4 protein-coding genes are annotated in these 15,535 nt (G+C 64.1%); all 4 read left to right on the top strand.

Going from position 1 to position 15,535, the window contains the following annotated elements:
* Positions 1–15 precede the first annotated feature (15 nt).
* Positions 16–1,680 carry a (2,3-dihydroxybenzoyl)adenylate synthase gene (locus M1L53_RS09375; RefSeq protein ID WP_054188547.1) on the top strand — a complete coding sequence of 555 codons (1,665 nt, stop codon included), beginning with the start codon at positions 16–18 and terminating at the stop codon, positions 1,678–1,680.
* A gap of 36 nt (positions 1,681–1,716) precedes the next feature.
* Positions 1,717–2,364, top strand: coding sequence for an isochorismatase family protein (locus M1L53_RS09370; protein WP_003942132.1), 648 nt, complete (start codon positions 1,717–1,719; stop codon positions 2,362–2,364).
* A gap of 47 nt (positions 2,365–2,411) precedes the next feature.
* Complete coding sequence (locus M1L53_RS09365; RefSeq protein ID WP_003942217.1) at positions 2,412–2,864, top strand: flavodoxin family protein; 453 nt, start codon at positions 2,412–2,414, stop codon at positions 2,862–2,864.
* A 207-nt stretch (positions 2,865–3,071) separates the two neighbouring features.
* Positions 3,072–15,533, top strand: coding sequence for a non-ribosomal peptide synthetase (locus M1L53_RS09360; protein WP_232319097.1), 12,462 nt, complete (start codon positions 3,072–3,074; stop codon positions 15,531–15,533).
* Positions 15,534–15,535: the final 2 nt, after the last annotated feature.

Below are 15,535 nucleotides of genomic sequence, written 5' to 3'. Positions count from 1 at the left end.
ACAGGAGTCACTTGCATGACCTCGAGGATCGCTCGCGAGCCCTTGGCACCCGTCGCACAGTATCCACCCGATTTGGTGACGCATTATCGGGAACGAGGCTATTGGACTGACGAGACGCTGGCCGGATTCGTCACGGCCGCGGCCGCACGGCATCCCGACAACGAAGCGGTGGTCGGCAGCGATGCCTCTGGCACACAGACACGGCTGACATATTCCGACCTCGATCGTCGCAGCTCGGCCGTGGCCGGAGGCCTGTCCGGCTTGGGTGTTCGCGCCGGTGACCGGGTGCTTCTGCAGCTGCCGAACATCGTGGAATACGTCGAAGCATTGTTCGGTGTGTTGAAGCTCGGCGCCCTGCCGGTATTCGGGTTGCCGGCGCATCGCCGAACCGAAATCGGATACTTCTGCCAGTTCGCTGATGTCGCTGCCTATATCGTCGCTGACCGTCATGGCGGGTTCGACTACCGCGCGCTGGCGCGTGAGGTGAACGAAGGCCTCGAGACTCCGCCTGTTGTGATCGTGGCCGGTGACCCCGAAGAGTTTGTCGGTTTCGATTCGCTGCGCGGATACGAGGTTCCCGTTCTTGCCGACGTCGATCCGTTGTCGGTCGCCTTTCTTCAGCTTTCCGGTGGCACGACCGGTGTTCCGAAGCTGATTCCGCGAACGCACGCCGACTACCTCTACTCGGTGCGAGCGTCCAACCCGATCTGCGGCGTCGACGACTCGACGCGCATGTTGGTGGTTCTTCCTGCAGCGCATAATTTTCCGATGAGTTCGCCGGGCATCCTGGGTGTTCTCCACGCGGGCGGCTCCGTGGTTCTGGCGCCGGACACCATGCCCTCCACAGCTTTCGGTCTGATCGAATCAGAGCGAGTCACGCACGCTTCCTTGGTCCCACCGATCGCGTTGGCCTGGATGGCCGCCCCCAGTAAGGCAGATCACGATCTGTCGAGCTTGCGGGTTCTCGGCGTCGGCGGAGCGAAGTTCAGCGCCGAAGCCGCTGCACGCGTACCCACGGAGCTGGGCTGCACCCTCCAGCAGGTGTTCGGGATGGCCGAGGGGCTGGTCAACTACACCCGCCTCGACGACACGCAAGAATTGATCGTCAGCACTCAGGGCCGGCCCATTTCACCCGACGACGAGGTTCGTGTGGTCGACGACGAAGGCGCGCTCGTCGCGCCCGGAACCACGGGGCACTTACTGACTCGGGGTCCGTATACGATCCGTGGCTATTACCGGGCGGATGCGCACAATGCCGAGGTCTTCGACGCCGAAGGTTTCTATCGCACCGGCGATCTGGTCAGCGTCACCGATTCAGGACATCTGATAGTCGAGGGGCGCGCAAAAGACCAGATCAACCGCGGCGGTGAGAAGGTTGCGGCCGAGGAGATCGAGAACCACCTGCTCTCGCATCCGGCTGTCCACGATGCGGCCGTCGTCGCCGTTCCCGACGAGTACCTGGGCGAACGAACCTGTGCTGTTCTGGTGATTTCCGGAGATGCACCGACCGTCGGCGAGATCAAGCGATACATACGAGGCCGAGGCGTTGCGGCGTACAAGGTTCCGGATCGAGTGGAGTTCGTGACCGAGTTCCCCGTCACCGGCGTCGGAAAGACCAGCAAGGCGGCCTTGCGCCGTGTTCTCAGCGAATCGATTGCCGCACAGACTCTGTCGAGTTGATCGGTTCCCACCCCCACATTTTCGAGGAGATTCATCATGGCGCTACCCACAGCAGTGCGATACGAGATGCCCACCGAGTTTCCGCAGAATCGGGTCGACTGGACTCTCGATCCTTCCCGAGCGGTGTTGCTTCTGCACGACATGCAGGAATATTTCGTGAACGCGTACGACCGAAGCGTCGACCCGCTCCAAACCGTGGTTCCGAACATCGACCGGCTTCGTTCGTCGGCGCGAGCTGCCGGAATCCCGATCGTCTACACCGCCCAACCCGGTGATCAGGATCCCGAGGAGCGTGCGTTGCTGTCGGATTTCTGGGGACCGGGTCTGAAGGCAGATCCCGCTCACACCGACGTGATCGCCGAGTTGGCTCCGCATTCGGACGACGTGATGCTCACAAAATGGCGCTACAGCGCCTTCATCAAGACGGATCTGCGTGAGCGGCTGCGCGAGAGTGGGCGTGACCAGCTGATCATCACCGGAATCTATGCCCACATCGGTTGCCTGACTACCGCTTTGGACGGGTTCATGCAAGACGTGCAGATCTTCTTCGTGGGCGACGCGGTAGCCGACTTCTCCCTGGACGAGCATGTCGGTGCGCTCGAGTACGCGGCCGGGCGCTGCGCCTCGGTCACCCGAACCGACGACCTGGTCAAGGCGATGAGCGCGGAAACCGTTTCGGCGTAGGCGTGAACGGCGACGGGTGCGCCACCCGTCGCCGTATTGTCAGATGTGTGAAGACTCTGTTGGTGGTTCACCACTCGCCCTCGCCGACAACCCACGAATTGTTGGATGCAGTCCTGGCCGGGGCTCGCGATCCCGAGATCGAGGGCGTCGAGGTGAAGGTGATGCCGGCGTTGGCGGCGACGGTGCCCGACGTCCTCGCTGCTGACGGCTATCTTTTCGGAACCACCGCCAATTTCGGTTACATGTCGGGCGCGCTGAAATACTTCTTCGACACCACGTACTACCAATGCCTCGGCGCGGTTTCGGATCGACCGTACGGCCTGTGGGTTCACGGCAACAACGACACTGCCGGTGCAGTGTCCTCGGTGCGCAAACTCGCCACCGGGCTCGGATTGGTCGCGGTGGCGGATCCGCTCGAAGTGACTGTGAGCGTGGACAAATCTGTCCGCGATGGTTGTTATGAACTGGGCGGAACCGTCGCGGCAACGCTGATGGACTAGCCTTCACTTTCTCGTTTCGATTCACGAAAGAGACTGTCCCGCAAGCGGTTGTAGAAGCGCGTGTCCTCTGATTAACGCGTCGGGAGCCGTCGGTTCTCGGGTCACCGGCGAGGCGGATTCCCCGATTCATTGACATTTAGTTTAGGCTACCCAAAACGACGTTAGGTCACCCTTGGGTGACGTGTGTCCACAGACGAGGGGATCAGTGTGAGCGTTCTTCCAGGTTCGAACTCCGGAGCGGCGAGCGAAGCTACGTTTGCTCTCACAGGAGCTCAACTCGGGATTTGGAACGCACAGAGGCTTGATCCCGAATCTCGGAGCTACCTCGTCGGCGAGGTGCTCGAAATCTCGGGTGACGAACCGATCGACACCGAACTGCTGACAGCCGCCATCACGGCGACGATCGGTGAAGCCGAAACCATGCGGCTGCGGATGATCGAGACGGCGGACGGCCCGCGTCAGTACATCTCCGACGAGCCGGTTGGCATCATCCCGATCACCGACGTCCGTGACGAGCGCGATCCCGTAGCCGTGGCGCACGCACTGGTCGACGCCGAGCGCAGCCGGGCGTCCGAGTACTGCCGCCTGATGGTGGAGCGTCCGCTGTACACGTACTCGCTGATCAGGCTCTCCGATCGCGAGATCTGGTGCATCCAGCTCTATCACCACTTGATCGTCGACGGCTACAGCGCAGCCATGATTTCGCGTCGTGTCGCCGCGCACTACACGGCCGCGAAGAAGGGAACCGACGTCGCACCAACGCGATTCGGTTCTATGACAGATCTGGTCAGCGAGGACGAGGCGTACCGGGCTGGCGAGCAGTTCGCGGAAGATCGTGACTACTGGCGTGATGTCCTGACGCCGTTGCCCGCGTTGGACGGACGCGGCCAGCAGGTCACCGGTCCGGCGGAACGAACGATCCAGGTTCGCGAGATCATTACCGCCGACGCCCTCAACCGCCTCAAAGACGTGGCAGACGCGACGGGAACAACGTGGGCCGAGGCACTGATCGCCTGCTACGGCGCGTTTCTCCACCGACTGCTCGGCGAGACGGATGTTGTCATCGCGATGCCACTCATGGCGCGCGTAGGTCGCACGGCACTCAAGACGCCGGCCATGGCAGTCAACGTTCTGCCTCTCCGGTTGACGATTCGCAGCCACGATCGACTCGGTGACCTGAGCAAGCAGGTGGCCGCCACGATGAAAAGCCTGCGCGCACACCAGCGCTACCGCGGTGAGAATCTTGCTCGGGACCTGGGCGTCGCCGGAACCGGCGCACTGCTTCACGGGATCGGAATCAATCTCAAGGCTTTCGACTTCGCCCTCGATTTCGCCGGCGCTGTGGGTGTACTGCGAAACGTCGCCGGGGGACCGCCGGAGGACCTGGGTTTGACGGTGACGCCCATTGCGGACGGCGAAGTTCTACTCGGATTCGAAGTGGACGCGCGTACCAATACTCGGGAATCGGTTCAGCGTCGCCTCGCCGGTTTCGTCAGCATCGTCAACGCGATGGTCGGGGAGGGAGATCCTGCCGTCGGTCAGGTGGAGATGATGCCTGCGGCCGAAGCCGCGCGGATTCTCGCCGGCCGCGAAACTGCACCGCTGCCCGGCTCGGTCGAACTCGTTCCCGACGTGTTCGACCGCATCGTTGTCGAGCACGCGCTTGACACAGTCCTCGTGTGCGGTGACGAACGTTTGACAGGCGCAGAACTCGGTGGCCGCGTCCACAAGCTCGCCCGGTTGCTTCGGGCCCGCGATGTCGGCCCGGACGACATTGTCGGACTTGCGCTTCCGCGTACTTCCGAGATGGTGGTGGCTCTGCTCGCGACATTGAACGCGGGCGCAGCGTACGTGGCCCTGGATCCGCAGCACCCGGCCGAGCGGTTGCGAGATCTGATCGACGACGCGCAGCCGAAGGTCGTGATCACCACTTCCACTCTGGCCGAGCAACTCGTCGGAGGTTCTCGGCCCGACCCCCTCGTCATCGATTCCGACGCAGTCCGCGAAGAACTCCGTGCTAATTCCGAGCTTCCACTCGAACTCGGTGAACTGGCGACAGCACGGCATGGTGATCACCTGGCGTATGTCATCTACACCTCGGGATCGACAGGCAAGCCCAAGGGTGTGCTGGTCAGAGGCGGTGGATTGGCGCACCTGCTTCACCACCATCGCGCCACCATCTACCGGGACACCGCCGAGCGCGTCGGGAACCGCCAACTGCACACCGCGCACACAGCGTCGTTCGCCTTCGATGCGTCTCTCGATCAACTGTTGTGGCTGCTGTGTGGTCATCGTGTGCACGTATACGACGAGGAACTGCAGAAGGACGCGGTTGCTCTGGTCGCGGCGTTCGAGCGAGATTGCGTCGACGTGGTCGACACGACGCCGTCGATGGCGGCAGCGATGGTGGACAACGGGTTGCTGCGTACGCATCGGTTGCAGCTCCTCGTCGTGGGTGGCGAGGCGGCACCGCCCGCACTGTGGGACGCGATCATCGAATCCGGTGTTCCGGCTCGAAACCTGTACGGCCCCACCGAAACGACGGTCGACGCGATCGCGACCACGGTCGAAGGTGCCGGACCGCGTATCGGGTACCCCCTCGCGGGTACCCGTGCGTACCTGCTCGACAGCGCGCTCGAGCCGGTCGCCGACGGTGAACGAGGTGAGCTCTACCTGGCGGGACCGCAAATGGCCAGGGGCTACCTCGGCCGCGCCGGCGCGACCTCCGAGCGTTTTGTCGCAGATCCTTTCGGGGCTCCGGGAGATCTGATGTACCGCGCCGGGGACGTGGCGCGGTGGGTGCCGGGGCGGGGCTACGACTTCATCGGTCGCAGCGACAAGCAGGTGAAGATTCGCGGACATCGAGTCGAGTTGAGCGAGGTCGAGGCTGTTCTCGGATCGGTACCCGGAATCGGCGCGGCTGCTGCGTTGATCCGCACGGATGGGGGACGGCCCAGCCTCGTCGGCTACGTTGTAGCCGCCGCCGGCGCGGCGCTTCCGCCGCAGGAAGAATTGCGCCGTGACCTCGCCGGTCGCGTACCGGATCATCTCGTTCCCGCCGCAATCGTCGTTCTGGACGAACTACCCGTCACGGTGAACGGAAAGCTCGATCGTGCGGCACTACCAGCCCCGGCTGCCGAATCGGCAGGTCGCGCCGCATCCACACCGAGCGAGGAAATCCTCTGTGACGTGGTGGCCGAGGTGCTCGGCCGCGAACGCGTCGGCGTGGACGAGGACTTCTTCGGCCTCGGTGGTGACAGCATCACGGCAATCAGTGTCAGCAGTCGCCTGCGGGTGCGCGGACTAATCGTTGCTCCCAAAGAACTACTGGCACAGCGAGATCTGGGAACCATCGCCGCTGCGGCACGTGAGATTGCCGATGACGCCGACGCCGTAGCCTCGGTTGCGGACGTGGCCACCGGCACCGTGATCGCCCCGCCGATCGTTCGAGCACTGATCGAAAAAAATTCGGCAGACGAGGCAATCGCGGGCTATGCGCAGTGGACCGCAGTGCGCATCGACGACAGCCTTTCACTGGGTGACCTGCAGTCCGGCGTGCAGACGATCCTCGATCACCATGACGCTCTACGCCTGCTCCTGCGCCGTGACAACGACAGCGGCACTACCGAATTGATCGTCCGGGACGCCGGTGCAGTGCGCAGCGAGGGACTCGTTCGCGAGGTGTCCGACACCTCCGAGCCGTCCCGGATCAGAGAGCTCGCGGAGGCGTCGGCGGCGAGTCTCGACCCACGCGCCGGTGAACTCCTGCGAGTCGTACTGGTCAATACCGAGGCCGGTCGACCCGACCAATTGATCGTCGTGGCTCACCATTTGATCGTCGACGGTGTGTCCTGGCGAATTCTGCTTCCAGACCTCCGCGAAGCTACCGATGCAGCGCGCGAGCGTAGGTCGGCCCGGTTGGCTGCAGGCGGAAGTTCGTGGCGTCGATACGCAGGGTTGCTCGCGGAATTCGGGGCCTCTGGCAGCAGGGCGTCAGAGCTCGAGTACTGGAAGTCCGCGTCGGTACAGGCGGACGACGAGGCGATCGGCAGTCGTCGTCTCGACCCGAAGATCGACGTGACCGCAACCGCCACTCGCACGACAACTGTTGCGCCCCCGGCCGTCACGGACGCGCTGTTGACCACGCTTCCGGCGGCGTATCGAGCCAAGACCGACGAAGTGCTTCTCGCGGGATTGATGCTTGCCTTGCGCTCATGGCAGCACAGTCGCGGCCTCATCGGGCTGCCCGCGCAGACAGTTACCGTCGAAGGTCATGGCCGCGACGCGCTCACCAGCGACACCGACTTCGCCGGAACCATCGGGTGGTTCACCAGTGAGTTCCCCGTCCGGGTTCCCACCGATGCACTGCTCACCGCAGACGATCTTGCCGACGCACTGAGCGGCGGAGCAGCTGCGGGACATCTCCTTCGTGCGGTGAAGGAGGCAAAACGCGCCGTACCCGGAGGCGGAGTCGGCTATGGAGTTCTGCGGCATCTGGATCCCGACACCGCACCTGACCTTTCCGCGTGCGCTACACCCGAACTGCTGCTCAACTATCTGGGCCGCTTCCCGTCCTTGCCCGGAACCGGATGGCGATTGCCGGAGCAGGATCCATTCGCGGTCATCGAGCCGGCGACGAAGGTTATGTCGGAAGTGCTGGCGCTCAACGCATTTGTCCGAGAGGATGACTCGACGACGCTGGCAGTCGAATGGACTGCGGCGGGTTCAGTGCTCGACGGCGCGACGATCGTCGAGCTGCAAGAGCATTGGGAACGTGCGCTCGCTGCCCTGACCGCGCATGCCGCGCTCTTCGAGGGTGGTTTGACGCCTTCCGATTGCTCGGCGACGATCTTCGGCCAGGGCGCGGTGGTCGATCAGGCAGGGATCAACGAACTCGAAGCCGTCCACGGACCGCTTGCCGACGTCCTTCCGCTCTCGCCGCTACAAGAAGGTCTCCTGTTCCATGCGGTCCGTGACGGAGCCGCAGACGTCTACACGCTCACTGCACGCTTCGACCTCTCCGGGCCACTGGACGAGGCGAAGTTGGCCGACGCGTTCGAGACCGTGATCGACAGGCACCCGAACCTTCGCGCAGCTTTTCACTACGAGCAGTTCGAACGGCCCGTTCAGATCATTCCGCGCGGCGCAAAAGTCGAGTGGCGTTCGGTCGATCTGACCTCCGTTCCAGCTGACACTGCATTCCGCTCTGCAGATCAGCTCGAGGACGAGGCCGCCAAGCATGTCTTCGACGTCAGTACACCGCCTCTGCTGCGTGCACTACTGGTTCGGCTGCCCGGCGGGGTGCACCGTTTGGTCCTCAACGCGCACCACCTGCTCACCGACGGTTGGTCGACTCCGATCGTCCTGCGCGAGCTGATGAACGTCTACCACGACGGCGACAGCCGCCTCCCTGCGCCGACGCCGTATCGCGACTACTTGGCATGGATCGCCGGCCGTGATCAGGACTCTGCCCGCGCAGCGTGGAGCGAGCGTTTGCGTGGGCTCACCGCGCCGACTCTCGTTGCCGATGCCGGAGCGCCGCGAAGTGTGCCCGTCGCGCTCGAGGTTCCTCTCGCGACATCGGACGCCGAAGCGCTGATCGAACTCGGCCGTGCGCGAGCGCTGACGGTCAACACCCTGGTTCAGGGTGCGTGGGCAGCAGCGCTCGCCGAAGCGACAGGACAGTGGGACGTCGTGTTCGGGGCCACGGTGTCCGGCCGACCTGCCGAACTCTCGGGGGTGGAGGGAATGGTCGGGTTGTTCAGCAACACGATTCCGGCCCGCCTCGACATCGTCGCGGACCGGCCTTTGCTCGATCAGTTCGTCGATCTCCAGAACGCCCAATTCGACATCGTGGACGTCGAACACACCAGTTTGGCCGAGATCGAACGCATCGCCGGAATCGGGCAACTGTTCGACACGCTCCTGGTGTTCGAGAACTTCCCGAACTCCGGTGCAGGACAGCCTGCATCGCACACACTGCGGGTCGAGGGATTCACCAACCGCGGAGTCACGCACTATCCGATGACGTTGATGGCGCCGCCGAGCACCGGTCTGGATCTGGTTCTGTACCACGATCCGGCAGTTGTCTCCGACGCCACGGCGGAGCGAATGGTCACACGGCTCGCGGAGATCCTGCGTGGGTTGCTGACCGAGCCGACAGCTCCCGCATCCGCGGTGCTCACGGTAGTCCGACAGGCAGCGTCCGTTGCCGATGCGGTGTCTGCCGCGAAAAATGTCGCTGTCACGAAAAAGGTGGCCGCGTCCGATCCTGCGATCGATGTCGATCCCGCGGTCGTGGATGCAGTGTGCGCCTGTGTCGAAACGGTGTTGGAGATTCCCGACGTCGATCCGGGCGACAATTTCTTCACTCTCGGCGGTCACTCGCTCACTGCGATGCGGTTGGTGGGAAGCCTGCGCAAGCTGGGAATTCGCGTCGTCGTCTCGGATGTCTTCGACACCCCGACCCCCCTCGGTCTTGCCGTGGCCGCACGCGTCGATCGGACGAAGTTCTCGCCGGATTCGGTCGTTGGCGTCGATCGACCCGTTGTGACCGTGGCGACGTTCCGCGCCCCGGCGGTGGCGGGAAATCCTGATCACGAGCGTTACTGGGTTCGCACGCTCGCGGACCTGCCCCTCGAAACGGACCTTCCGTATGACCGCCCGCGCGGCGAAGAGTACCGCCCGCACACCTACCTCCGTCAGCTACGCGATGCCCGGTTCGGTGACGAACCAGGATTCGACGCGGTGCTGTTGGCTGCCGTGGCGGCGACGCTGAACAGCTTCGGCGGTGGTCGGGACCTTGCGGTCGGACTGGTCTCGGAAGGGACTGACACCCTGATTCGGGTCGACCTGTCCGGTCGGCCGAGAATTGCCGATGTCGTTCGGCGAGTCGAAAACGCTGTCTCCGAGGCACTTGCGCATTCCGATGTCAGCCTCGACCGAATCGCCGATCTACTCGGGCGTCCGACGAGCAGCCTGTTCGCTGCCCGTGTCGGTCACTCGCCCGGAAAGAGCGTCGACCTCGAATTCGTCCGAACCGCAACAGAACTTCGATTGACGGTTGATGCCGGGCTGTTCGACGCCGCGACTGCGGACGCATTGCTCGACGGTGTGATCGCGGTCCTCGGTCACGAAATCAGCACTGTCGTCGCGGATCTGCGACTGGCAGAAAACAAGCCGGATCGCGACCCGGGCCGACGCGCGACGCCGCCGTCGGGGATCTCGCAGTTGTTCGCTCGACACGTCAGCCGCCACCCCGACGACATCGCGGTGATCTCCGGCGAGGTCGGAATTACCTACGGGGAACTGTCGGCGCGCGTCGACGAGCTGGCCCGCGAACTTCTCGCGGTCGGCGCCGGACCCGAGAAGGTAGTCGCCGTCGCGCTGGATCGAAATGCGGATCTGGTGGCCGGACTGCTCGCGGTACTGCGCATCGGCGCTGCGTACCTGCCACTCGACGTCGATTACCCGTCTGAGCGGCTCGAGTTCATGATCGAGGACGCGGCTCCGGTGTGTGTCCTGACCAGTATCGACAGCGCCGGGCAACTTCCGTCCACGGTCGCCACGAGTGTCTTCGTGGACGGTGAGTTCACCAACTCGGGTGTCGTGCTTCCTCCGCCGCCCGCGGCGGGTGATCACCTCGCCTACATGATCCACACCTCCGGTTCGACGGGTCGCCCCAAGGGCGTGATGGTCTCGACGGGCAACCTCGCAGCCTTCGCGGACACGGTACTCGAGGATTGCTGGATCAGGCCGGGCGATCGCATCGTCGCGGTGACAACGGTGTCGTTCGACATCGCGGCACTCGAGTTGCTGTGCCCGCTCGCGGCGGGCGCGACTGTCGTGATCGCAGACCGCAGGACGGTTCGCGACCCGGATGCGTTGTCGGCGTTGATCATCGCAAGCGATGCGACAGTGATGCAGGCAACGCCGGCGCTGTGGCGAGTGGTCACCGAACACGAGAACGCAGTCGGACTCGCGATGGTGCGAGCCCTGGTGGGAGGGGAAGCCCTCCCGCAGGATCTGGCCGACGATCTGGTGGCCAACGCTGCTTCGGTCCGGAATGTCTATGGACCCACCGAGGCCACGGTGTGGGCGACATCTTCGGTGATCACGACCGGCGACCGAGTCACGATCGGTCAGCCCTGGACCGATGTGCACGTGCGAATCCTCGACGACGACCTGCGTGAGGTTCCGGAAGGCGTTGCGGGCGAGCTGTATCTGGGCGGTGCGCAGGTGGTACGCGGATACCTGAACCGCCCCGATCTGACCGTCGCTCGGTTCGTCGCCGATCCTTCTCTGCCGGGGGCACGCCTCTACCGCACCGGCGATCTGGTCCGACGCCGGCGAGGGGTTTTGCACTTCCTTCGTCGTGCGGACGATCAGGTGAAGGTTCGCGGTTTCCGCATCGAGCTCGGCGAAGTCGAAGGCGCGCTCGGATCGGTGGCAGGTGTGTTCCGCGCGGCAGCCACCGTTCGCGTCGATGCGGCGGGTACCGGAAGTTTGCACGGGTATGTGGTTCCCGAAGGTGCAACCACGCTCGATTCGGTACTGGTGCGCAAGGAGATTGCGCAGCTCCTACCCGAACACATGGTGCCGCAGACCATCACGGTGCTCGAGGCACTACCACTCACCCTCAACGGGAAGGTGGACCGGAAGGCATTGCCCGACACCGCGCCGGATCGCGTGCAGAGTCCGCTCGTGGCCGTCGATGCGGATCGTCGGGCACGGCTCGAGTCGCTGAGCCCGGGCTGGCAGGACGTGCTACCACTCGGTCCCTTGCAGGAAGGCATGTACTTCCAGTCGGTTCTCGACGGCGCCGGCGGCACGGATGTCTATCACATGCAGCCGCGATTCGAGTTCTCCGCCGATGCCGCCGTCGACGTTCGCTCACTCCGCGCAGCGGGGGATGCGCTCTTGCGACGCTATCCGAACTTGCGGGCCGGTTTCACACACGCCGGGTTCGACGCTCCGGTGCAGTTCGTGCCCAGGGAAGCCGAAATGCCTTTCCGTGAGGTCGATCTGAGCGCAGTCGCACCCGAGAACTTGGATATCGAGGTCCGCGGCGTCGACGAGGCCGAATTCGGCAGGCTGTTCGACTTGAGTGCGCCGCCACTCATTCGAATGGTGTTGGTCTGGTTGCCAGGTGGGGGAGCGCACCTCGTCTTCACTCAGCACCACCTGCTGACCGACGGTTGGTCGCAGACCTTGATGTACGCGGAGTTGTTTGCGCTCTACGAGTTTGCTCGCACACACGGCACGGACCCGGTTGGACTCGACGGCGCGCTCGACAAGCCTGCGGACTTCCGTGATCACCTGCGATGGATCGCCGAAGCGGATCGCACGGACGCCATCTCGTCCTGGAAGGACTACCTCGCGGATCTCGAGCAACCCACACTCGTGGGTGGTACGGGATCAGGCGGGCGCGCTCCGTTGCCGGTGTTCACCCGGGTTCAGCTCGAACAGAGCATCACCGAGCACGTACGCGAGTTGGCCAGACGTAGCGGAGTGACGCTGTCCACCGTGGTTTCTGCGGCGTGGGGCCTGGCATTGCGCGCCGTGACGGGCCGTGACGACGTGGTCTTCGGATCGACGGTTTCGGGACGTTCACCCGAGGTCGAGGGCGCCGACCGCATGGTGGGCTTGGCGCTCAACACCATTCCGGTACGTGTCCGGGTCCGGCCAGGCGAGGAGATTTCGGCGTTGCTCGGACGCCTGTTCCGTGAACAAGGTTCGCTGCTGGGGCATCACCAGCTCGGGCTCGGCGACGTGCAGCGAAGCGCTGGGTTCGCAACACTGTTCGACACGCTCTACGTCTTCCGCAACACGCCTCGTGACGAACAGGCACGTCGAGACACGTTCGGGCGCAGTGGAATCGTCGGGTTCGACGCAGTGGACGGCACCCACTATGCGCTCACGCTCGACGTGGATCCGGGTGTCGGGGACGCGGCGATGGCGCTCACACTCGAAAACCGTCCTGACCTGATTCCGCACGACGTGGCTCAGGACATCCTGTCCCGCACCATCACGATTCTCGAAGTGATGGCGAATTCCGATACCGCCACGGTGGCGGACACGGCGGTTCCGCTTTCGCGCACCCCCGCGGAATTCGCTTCGGAGCACGTCGTGATGCCACGGCCGGACCAGGCCGGCGGTAGCGTGGACGCACTACTGCGCGAAAGGGCAGCGGCAACTCCGGACGAGACGGCGCTGGTCTTCGGAGACGTCACACTGAGCGCAGCCGAGATGAACTCTCGGGTGGACAGACTGGCACGGATACTCGCTTCGGCGCTGGGGCAGTCGGTACCAGGCGGGGGACCGACCCGTGTTGTCGCGCTCGCACTTCCGCGTACTGCCGATCACGTCGTCGCAATCTTCGCCGTCATGAGAACCGGAGCGGCCTACCTTCCCTTGGATCTGGCTCACCCGCCGGCACGCCTGCGCGAACTCATCCTCGACAGCGATGCGGCGCTGGTAGTCACCACGACTCAGACGCGTGACCTCGTAGTTCCCGATGGACAGGCATGTCTGGTACTCGACGACCCGGACGTGGCCGGGGTACTCGACGGGCAGTCTTCGGCACCAGTTGTCGACGAGGCTGCGGTCTGCGGGCCGACCTCACCGGACCAGCCTGCCTACGTCATCTACACCTCGGGCAGTACCGGAAAACCCAAGGGCGTCGTGGTGGGTCACCGCGGGTTGACGACGATGTATCACAATCACAAGGCCGAGATATTCACTCCGACCGAAAACAGTGTGGGTGGCCGACGTCTGCGCATCGCGCATACAGTCTCGTTCTCGTTCGACATGTCGTGGGAGGAACTGTTCTGGTTGCTCGCGGGGCACGAAGTTCACGTGATCGACGAGCAGGCGCGACTGGACCCCGCGTCTCTGGTGAAGCATTACCGCGAAGTCGGTATCGACGTCGTGAATGTAACCCCCTCGTATGCACGGGAACTGATGGCCGCCGGTCTCCTCGACGGTGAGCGGACGCCGGTGTTGGTGATGCTCGGCGGAGAAGCTGTACCTGCCGAGTTGTGGTCGCGATTGCGCGATCAGGACGGTGTCGACGGGTACGACCTTTACGGGCCGACGGAGTTCACGATCAACGCGATGGGATCCCCGGTTCAGGGGAGCGAGACACCCTGCTTGGGTCGTCCGATTCTGAACGCGTCTGCGCGGGTACTCGATTCGGGTCTGCGGGAGGTACCGATCGGAGCGGCGGGCGAGCTGTACATGTCCGGAGACGGAACGGCGATGGGTTACCTTCACCGGACCGCGTTGACCTCCGCTGTGTTCGTTGCTGATCCCTACTCCGTCGGCAAGCGCATGTACCGCACGGGCGATGTCGTACTGCGTCGTCGCGACGGTGAACTCGAATACCTGGGTCGCGCGGACCATCAGGTCAAGATCCGAGGCATTCGGATCGAATTGGGTGAAGTGGAATCCGCGTTGGCGTCGTTGCCGGGAGTGTTGCGAGCGGCAGCGTCCGTCCGTAGCGAAGGCGGCGCGCCGCCGAGACTGGTCGGCTACGTCATCGAAGAACCCGGTGCCGATTCAACCGATCTGCGAGCTGCGTTGCGGGAACGCGTACCGGCACACCTGGTTCCGTCGGACATCGTCGTCGTGGATTCGATCCCGTTGACGCCCAACGGAAAACTGGACCGCGGTGCGTTGCCGGCACCCCCCGCCCGAGTAGCGGCCCGAGCACCGCGAACCGAGATGGAAAGGCAACTGTGCCAAGTCTTTGCGCGGGTACTCGGCGTCGAGGCAGTCGATCCCGAAGAGAGTTTCTTCGATCTCGGCGGCGACTCGCTTCGAGCAATGCGACTGGTGGGGGAGATGGAGCACGACCTGTCGGTGAGCGTCGGTGTGGCAACGCTGATGGCCCGTCCGACAGTCGCTGAGCTCGCAGCACACCTTGACGAGTCGGCGTCCGAAATCGATCTGAGTCGCGATCGCCTCCTGACACTGCGAGCCGACGGCAGCGGAGAACCACTGTTCTGCGTGCATCCGGCCGGTGGATTCGCTTGGCCCTTTGCGCCTTTGACCGGTGTTCTCGAGGCCGACCGTCCACTGTTCGGCCTGCAACTGCCCACAGTTGCCGGTGAGCCACTCGAACCGACGAACGTGGACCAACTGGCAGCGATGTACGTCGACACGATTCGCGGCGTGCAACCGAGCGGGCCGTACCACCTGCTCGGCTACTCGTTCGGTGGCAACGTCGTTGCCGCGATGGCGGCTCAGCTGGTCGATATCGGCGAGACAGTGGAGTTCGCCGGTCTGATCGATACTCATCCACTGGGAGATCGTGACGATCACGGTCGCGACGATGCCGACGACCGAGATCTGGCCGCCGCCCTGCCACCCGAGATCCTCACTCAGGCACCGGGACTGGTCGACGCTGTTCGGGCGGGTTTTGATGCCACTCGTTTGCTCGTGGCCAGCTCGACCGACACAACCTACGACGGACCGGTTACTCTGATCACCGCCGACGCCGAGGCGTCCGGACAGCTGCTGGCCGATCGCTGGCGCAGAGTCCGCGGGGACCGGGACATGGCAGTACACCATCTGCCGTACGACCACGCCGGTTTGGTGACCCCAGCCGGGTGGGCGGCGATTGCCCCGCTGCTCGACAGCCATTTGTCGAAACGCACGGCCACATAGTT

The organism is Rhodococcus sp. T9N, assembly GCF_024436645.1.
In the GTDB taxonomy this organism is placed as follows: Bacteria; Actinomycetota; Actinomycetes; order Mycobacteriales; family Mycobacteriaceae; genus Rhodococcus_F; species Rhodococcus_F qingshengii.
The sequence above is the reverse complement of the archived record's forward strand: the minus strand, read 5'-3'. Positions and strand labels throughout refer to the sequence as shown.

What these genes read in the sequence shown, in the direction of transcription:
- M1L53_RS09375 (WP_054188547.1), top strand. Translation starts at nt 16, where the DNA reads ATGACCTCGAGGATCGCTCGCGAGCCCTTGGCACCCGTCGCACAGTAT.
- M1L53_RS09370 (WP_003942132.1), top strand. Translation starts at nt 1,717, where the DNA reads ATGGCGCTACCCACAGCAGTGCGATACGAGATGCCCACCGAGTTTCCG.